General features: G+C 72.1%; 7 protein-coding genes. 4 read left to right on the forward strand and 3 right to left on the reverse strand.

Annotation, left to right across the window (positions count from 1 at the left end; all coding sequences use genetic code 11):
* The first annotated feature begins 9 nt into the window (after positions 1-9).
* Positions 10-285: a PTS sugar transporter subunit IIB gene (locus HNR23_RS26185; protein WP_184080975.1), complete on the forward strand. Its 276-nt coding sequence runs from the start codon at positions 10-12 to the stop codon at positions 283-285.
* Positions 286-326: 41 nt separating this feature from the next.
* Here the strand turns inward: HNR23_RS26185 and HNR23_RS26190 are convergent, their stop codons facing one another.
* The gene (locus tag HNR23_RS26190; protein ID WP_184080977.1) at positions 327-1,529 is read right to left on the reverse strand and encodes a DUF418 domain-containing protein; all 1,203 of its coding nucleotides are present in this window, start codon (positions 1,527-1,529) and stop codon (positions 327-329) included.
* Between the two features lie 345 nt (positions 1,530-1,874).
* Between HNR23_RS26190 and HNR23_RS26195 the strand changes: the two genes are divergently transcribed.
* A complete protein-coding gene (locus tag HNR23_RS26195) occupies positions 1,875-2,552 on the forward strand; it encodes a LuxR C-terminal-related transcriptional regulator (RefSeq protein ID WP_184080978.1) in 678 nt (225 codons plus the stop codon).
* Positions 2,553-2,770: 218 nt separating this feature from the next.
* On the opposite strand, the gene HNR23_RS26200 is transcribed toward HNR23_RS26195, so the two are convergent.
* Complete coding sequence (locus tag HNR23_RS26200) at positions 2,771-4,375, reverse strand: MFS transporter (RefSeq protein ID WP_184080981.1); 1,605 nt, start codon at positions 4,373-4,375, stop codon at positions 2,771-2,773.
* A 171-nt stretch (positions 4,376-4,546) separates the two neighbouring features.
* Between HNR23_RS26200 and HNR23_RS26205 the strand changes: the two genes are divergently transcribed.
* Positions 4,547-5,239 (forward strand): TetR family transcriptional regulator, encoded by a 693-nt coding sequence (locus HNR23_RS26205; protein WP_184080983.1) that lies wholly within the window; start codon positions 4,547-4,549, stop codon positions 5,237-5,239.
* Between the two features lie 144 nt (positions 5,240-5,383).
* A complete protein-coding gene (locus tag HNR23_RS26210; protein ID WP_184080985.1) occupies positions 5,384-6,154 on the forward strand; it encodes an enoyl-CoA hydratase-related protein in 771 nt (256 codons plus the stop codon).
* 7 nt (positions 6,155-6,161) lie between these two features.
* On the opposite strand, the gene HNR23_RS26215 is transcribed toward HNR23_RS26210, so the two are convergent.
* A partial coding sequence (locus tag HNR23_RS26215; protein WP_184080986.1) for a DUF418 domain-containing protein occupies positions 6,162-6,852 on the reverse strand: 691 nt, incomplete at its 5' end.

A 6,852-nucleotide genomic window follows, 5' to 3' on the forward strand; every position in this document is an offset into this window, starting at 1 on the left:
CCGGAGAAGATGAAGATCCTCGCCGTGTGCGGTATGGGGATCGGCACCAGCGTGATCCTCACCGGCAACATCGAAAAGGCAGCGCACGACCTGGGCCTGGACGCCGAGATCGAGGTCGCCGACATCTGGACGGCACGGGGTGCGGCGGCAGGCGCCGACGTGGTCATGACGTCGGGCGAGCTCGCCGCCGAGCTGGGCGACGTCGGGGTCCCCGTGGCCGTGATCGACGACTTCCTCGACGGCGACGAGGTCCGCGCCCGCCTCGCGACCGCGGTCGGCCGCTGACGCCCGCCTCGCCGGGACCGCCGAGGCGAGGGGGTGTCGTGTCAGCGGTAGACGCGGCCGCGCAGCAGTGCCTCGGCCGGCCCCCGCTTCCCGGCGTGTTCGTAGGAGACCGCGATGCCGACCGTCAGCAGCCAGGTGCCGACGGCGAACAGTGCGAGCCCGGCGCTGTCCAGCCGCGCTCCCAGGCCGAAACCCCACGCCGACAGCAGCGGGGCGAAGACCACCGACTGCGCCAGGTAGCAGGTCAGTGAGCGCTTGCCGGTGGCGGCGAGTGCGTTGGTGACCAGGCCGCGCCGGTGCTTCAGCCGGTGGGCGAGCAGGCCGAACAGGGCCGCGAACGCCAGTCCGCCACCGAGCCCGGTGACCCGGTGCAGGACGAACATCCACATCTCCGCCGAGGGACCCGCACCGATCACCCCCGCGGCGGCCAGTGCGGCGGGCAGCCCGCCGAGCAGGGACACGGCGAAGCCCACCCCGGCCACCGTGCGCAGGGTCCGCCGGTGGCGCGCGGGGTCCTCCAGCAGCCGGTGCCGGGCGGCGACGACACCGAGCAGCATCGCGGGCAGCACGGCCATCACGAGCCCCTCCAGCACCCCCATGGGCCACTCTTGAAGCCGCAGCAGCGGCGCGGCCAGCGGATCGGTGGTCGCGGCCGAGGGCAGTGCGGCGGCCGCGGCGATGTCCGCGCCGTCGTCGACTCCGAGGAACTCCATGAGGCCGACCAGCAGCGCGATCAGCGAGTAGAACAGCGCGCTGACGGCGAGCAGCACCGCTGACCACACGTACAGGGTGCGTTCGCGGCGGAACAGCAGCAGGCCGGCCACGACCAGTCCGGCCGCGCCGTAGGTGCCGAGGATGTCGCCGCTGAACAGCAGCACCCCGTGGACCGCGCCGAAGAGCAGCAGCCACAGGTGGCGGCGGCGCAGGATGAGGGCGGTCCGCGCCGGGTCGGCACCCTGTGTCTCCAGGCGGCGGACGACCTGCACCATCCCGTAGCCGAACAGGAAGGCGAACAGCGGGTAGGCGCGGCCGTCGACGGCGATCGTCAGGACGAAGTTCACCGCCCGGTCCAGGGCCGTGCCGTCGAGCGGGTGCCCCATGGCGACACGGCCGTGCCCGAACACGTAGGCGCCGGTGTTGGCCAGGGCGATCAGCAGCAGCATGAGGCCGCGGGCGAGGTCGGGGGCGAGCACGCGGGCGCCCGAGCGGACGGGGCCGTGCGGGGAGGCGTCGAGGAGGGTCATGGTGGAAGGATTTACCGCCGCTTACTTCTACTTTGCTTTCGCCGAACACACGTGGGGCGGGGAATCCACCGTCGGTTTACCGCTTGCGAGCCTCATTCGGCCGCGCGTACCCGTCCGCCGAATTTCGGCGAAAACGCGAGAGGAATTCCGCCGGTCCGAGGTTACGCACCTCGGGGCGCTCCCGCCATCCCCCTCAAGTCGCGGGCGCGAACACGCGACCGCCGACTTTCGACCACTCGAATAAGCCAGGGTTTACGTCGATCGGAGGGGGTGTACGGGGGATGATTCACGCGGTCCTACGCTGCTAGTCTCCCGATGTCGCCTGAAGCACCAGGGGAGCTGATAATGCGGGTGCTCATAGTCGAGCCGCAGACGATCGTGCGCGCCAGTATCAGTGCGCTGCTGGCCGAGCTCCCGGGAATCGTCCTGGCCGACGCGACCGGGGCAGGGACGGACGTCGTCGCCCTCGCCCGGCGCTCCGGCGCCGACGTCGTGCTGATGAACGCCGACGTGGAGGACGCCGACGGATTCGCGCTCACCCGGGCGCTGCGCTCCGACAGCGGCGGCCGCACCGACGTCGTCCTGCGCCTGTCGACGACGCGCGTCCACGAGGTGCAGTACGCGCTCGACGCCGGTGCCTCCGGCATCCTCACCCGTGACAGCTGCCCCGATGTCATGGCCGACGCGCTCGACTGTGTCGCCAAGGGCCGGATCTTCCTGGAGAGCGACACGATCCGCCACCTGGTGACGGCGGCCGTCGCCGTTCCGCCCCGGGCCCGGATTTCGGAGGACCCCTGCCTCTCCCCGTTGACCGACCGGGAACTGCAGATTCTGCGCCTGGTCGCCCGTGCTCTGAACAACCGGCAGATCGCCGCGCACCTGATGATCAGCGAGGGGACGGTCAAGGCCCATCTCAGCCGGGTGCTGGGAAAACTGCGCCTCACCTCGCGCACCCAGGCGGTCGTATTCGCCTATGACTGCGGTCTGGTCACCCCGCACCCGCGCAGCCGTGAGTCGGCCTGATCCGGCCCGAACCGGCGCGGAATCGACACGGCGGATCACCCGCGCGGTCGGATCCCCGGAGGAAAAGCGCGGGTCGCGCCGCCGGTGGCCGAATGCGGCCAGGATGGAAACGATCCGGCCCCCGGCGGGGTGGGCGCTGGTAGGTTCGTCGCCGGATTCACCCGGGGAATTCGCGGGCGCCCGGGGGAGGACCGTCCCCTCCCCCGGGTCCCGCCGGGTCACAGGTGCACGACGGGTTCGGCCGCGCCGTCGGCGGATTCGGGGTCCCGCTCCGGCTTGGGGCCCATGAACCAGGCCAGCACGGCTGCCGCGGCCATCACGGCGGCGGCGATCCCGAACGACAGGTGCATACCGTCCAGGAACGCCAGGTTGCTGGCGGCGGTGATGGCGTCGGCCACCTCGGCCTCCGCCCCGTTCGGGACGACCGCCCCGCCCTGGGAGACGGCGCTCTGCATCCCGGCCACCTCGTCCGGCCCCGGTGTCGGCAGCCCCTCGTCGGCGAAGTGCCCCGGCAGCGTCCGGGAGACCGTCATCGCCAGCGCCGCCCCCAGGACGGCGGTGCCCAGCGAGCCGCCGAGCTGCATCGCGGCCTGCTGCATACCGGAGGCGACCCCGGCCAGCGAAACCGGCGCACTCGACATGATCGCGGCCGTCGCCCCGGTCATGACGAAACTCAGGCCGACGCCGAGCAGGATGAACGCGACCGACGTGTAGACCCAGCCGATGTCCGGGGTGAGCCGGGCCAGCATCACCATGCCGACGGTCGAGGCGACCAGGCCGCCGATGGTCGGCAACCGCGCGCCCACGCGGTCGACCAGCCGCCCGGCGGGTGTCCCCCAGATCGCCATCATCGCCGTCAGCGGCAGCAGCTGCAGCCCGGTCTCCATCGGGCTCAACCCGCTGACACCCTGCAGGTAGAAGGTGATGAAGAACAGCGAGCCCATCAGCGCGAGGGCCATCAGGATCATCAGCACCGTGCCGATCGAGATCGGCAGCGAGCGGAAGATACCCATCGGCAGCAGCGGGTCGGCGACCCTGCGCTCCCACAGCACGAACGCGACGCCGAAGACCAGCGCGGCACCGAGCGCGGCCAGCGTCATCGGGTTCCCCCAGCCGTTGGCCGGCGCCTCGACCAGCGCCCACACCAGGGCGAAGATCGCGACGCTGAGCAGCACGATGCCCGACAGGTCGAACCGGGAACCGGTGTCGGTGGCACGGTTCGGGCCGACGAGCCACACGGTCAGGCCGATGGCCACCAGGGCGACCGGCACGTTGATCAGGAAGACCGAGTGCCAGCCGAAGGCCGTCACCAGCACGCCGCCCAGGATCGGCCCGGCGGCGGTCGCGCCGCCGAGCAGACTGGCGAACACGCCGAACGCGCGGCCGAGCATGTGCGGCGGGAAGTTGGAGCGCAGCAGCCCCATGGCGGCGGGGCCGATGATCGCGCCGCACAGCCCCTGCAGGATGCGGAACGCGATGAGCAGCGCGACGCCCGAGGACATCGCGATCGCGACCGAGGTGATCGCGAAGCCGATCACGCCGATCACATACATCCGGCGGTGGCCGAAGCGGTCGCCCAGCTTGCCCGCGGTGATCAGGAAGACCGCCAGGCCGAGCAGGTAGCCGTGGGTGACCCACTGCAGCTCGGCGAGCGAGGCCCCCAGGTCGCGGGCGATGGCCGGGTTGGCGACGGCGACGATCGTGCCGTCGAGGGCCACCATCATCACGCCGAAGGCCGAGGCCAGCAGCGTCCCCCAGGGCCCGGCGCGCAGCCCTCGCGCGCGCGGCGGCGGCTTGTCCACGTCCGTTGCGGTAGCGGTCATGTCGTCGTCTCCCCGTTTCCCCTGTGATCGGCGCGCTCCGCGCGCCCTCGGCCCCCGGCCGGCACCGGCCCAGATTATGGCAGTCACTGACAAGTGGCAATCGCTGACTTATTTTTCCGGACGCCGGGTATCCTCCCTCACGCAGGGACGACGGCACACACCGCGATGGGGGTGGTCACGATCACAGCAGCCGACGACACCCACGGCCTCGGGCTGCGCGAGCGCAAGAAGGCCCGCACCCGCGAAGCTCTCATCGAGGCCGCTCTGCGGCTCTACAGCGAGCAGGGCTTCGCGTCGACCACCACCGAGGAGATCGCGACCGCGGCCGACGTGTCCCAGCGCACGCTGTTCCGCTACTTCCCGTGCAAGGAGGAGGTCCTCCTCGCCCTCCAGGACGAGATCGAGGAGACCTTCCGGACCAAGCTGGCCGCCCGCCCGGAGTCGGATCCCCCCTTCGATGCCCTGGTCAACGCCTTCGCCGACACCTGGCGCGAACTCGACGACCACGCCCTGGTCGCCCACCGGACCCTGATCCGGCTCTGCAACGACTCACCCCAGCTGCTCGCCGCCTACCTGCGGCGCTCCAGCGAGCACCAGGAGCGGGCCGTCGTCCTGCTCGCCCGGCGCCACGGGCTGGACCCCGGCACCGATCTGCGGCCCCGGCTGACCCTCGCGGCCTTCAGCGCGGCCATGCACACCGGCATCAGGAGCTGGTGCCACGCGCCCGAGACGGCCACCGCCGACGACCTCTACGCGCGGGTCCTCGCGTGCCTGAAGGGCATCGTGCCGGCCCTCACCGAGGACTGGCACGCCGCACCCCCGCAGGGATCGCCGCCGCGACCGCAGCGGGGACACGGTCGCTGAACCGCGCTCCCACTCGACGACAGGAGCAGATCCTGTCATCCGATCCCTCGGTGCCGCCACTGTTTTTCTCCGCCGGATCCCCCTCGATCCCGCCCGGCTCCGCGGGGCGTGACGCCGAGCACCACGGGGCGTAGCGTCGACGTCATGAGACACGACCACGTCCTCGTCGAGCGGGACGGCGCCTATGCCACCATCACGATGGACCGGCCGCAGCGCCGCAACGCGCTCTCGCTCGCGCACATGCGGGAGCTCACCGCCGCGTTCGAGGAGATCGCCGCGACCGACACGCGCGGCGTCACCCTGGCCGCCACCGGCCCGGTGTTCTGCGCCGGACACGACTTCGCCGAGGTCGCCGGGGCCGACCACGCCCAGGCCCGGGAGCTGCTGCGCACCTGCGTCCGCCTCATGCAGACCGTCCAGTCCGTCCCCCAGGTCGTCATCGCCCGGGTCCACGGGCTGGCCACCGCCGCCGGCTGCCAACTCGTGGCCACCTGCGATCTGGCCGTCGCCGCGCACGGCGCCGGATTCGCCGCCCCGGGCGGCAAAGGCGGCTGGTTCTGCCACACGCCGATGGTGGCGATCTCCCGCAACGTCGGCCGCAAGCGCGCCATGGAGATGGCGCTGACCGGCGACACCGTGGACGCCGCGACGGCGGCCGAGTGGGGCCTGGTGAACCAGGCCGTGCCCGATGGTGAACTCCACAAGGCCACCCGGGACCTGCTCGAACGCGCCACCCGCGGCGGGCCGCGCAGCACCGCCCTGGGTAAGCAGGCGATGTACGCCCAGTTCGACCGGCCCGAAGCCGACGCCTACACCTACGCGGTGGAGGTGATGGCGGCCGGCAGCCAGACACCCGAAGCGCGCGAGGGCATCGCCGCGTTCCTGGAGAAGCGCCCGCCCCGGTGGCCGGCCTGACCTCCGATCACGCCGACCGCCCGCCGCCGTCCTGCGGCAGCAGCCGGGGGCCGACGTCGGACAGCCACTTCAGCGCCCACTCCAGCGGGCCGCGGCCGAACAGCGGCATCCACAGCGTCGCGAACACCAGCGAGCCGAGCACGAACAGCTCCAGTCGGAACGGCGCGGCGTCGGCATACGACATGTCGAACAGCGCCATCACCACGATGTGCCCGGCATACAGGGTGAGCGCCATCGCGCCGGCCGCGGCCAGCGGGCGGATCGGCGCCCCGGCCTTCTCGGCGACCACCACGCAGACGATCAGCACCAGCAGCGCGACACCGGTCGCCCCGGCGACCTCGAAGCTGGTTCCGCTGTGCGGGGTGGCCGCCACCAGCCACCACACGCTGTCCGTCGGCACCTGACCGTGCAGCTCGTAAAGCCGGTCGGCCATCCAACTGCGGATCGGCCCCATCAGCGCGGGGTCGACGCCCCGCCAGTCGGGGCCGGCGTCGTACACCAGCCGGTCGAGGCCCCCCAGCGGGTACAGCAGCAGCCAGGAGCCCCCGTAGCCGAGCGCGGCCAACCCGGCCCCCGCTCCGGCCAGGCCCAGCCGTGTGCGCGCCGCCCCGAGGTCGAGGCGGCCCACCGCCATGCCCGCCACGACGAAGGCCATGAACGTGCAGGCCGGGTAGTAGCCGGTGAACAGGAAGTCGGTG

The organism is Nocardiopsis mwathae, assembly GCF_014201195.1.
In the GTDB taxonomy this organism is placed as follows: domain Bacteria; phylum Actinomycetota; class Actinomycetes; order Streptosporangiales; family Streptosporangiaceae; genus Nocardiopsis_C; species Nocardiopsis_C mwathae.

Coding starts and splice junctions, on each gene's coding strand:
- HNR23_RS26200 (WP_184080981.1), bottom strand. CDS start 4,375: ATGACCGCTACCGCAACGGACGTGGACAAGCCGCCGCCGCGCGCGCGA.
- HNR23_RS26195 (WP_184080978.1), top strand. CDS start 1,875: ATGCGGGTGCTCATAGTCGAGCCGCAGACGATCGTGCGCGCCAGTATC.
- HNR23_RS26210 (WP_184080985.1), top strand. CDS start 5,384: ATGAGACACGACCACGTCCTCGTCGAGCGGGACGGCGCCTATGCCACC.
- HNR23_RS26190 (WP_184080977.1), bottom strand. CDS start 1,529: ATGACCCTCCTCGACGCCTCCCCGCACGGCCCCGTCCGCTCGGGCGCC.
- HNR23_RS26185 (WP_184080975.1), top strand. CDS start 10: ATGAAGATCCTCGCCGTGTGCGGTATGGGGATCGGCACCAGCGTGATC.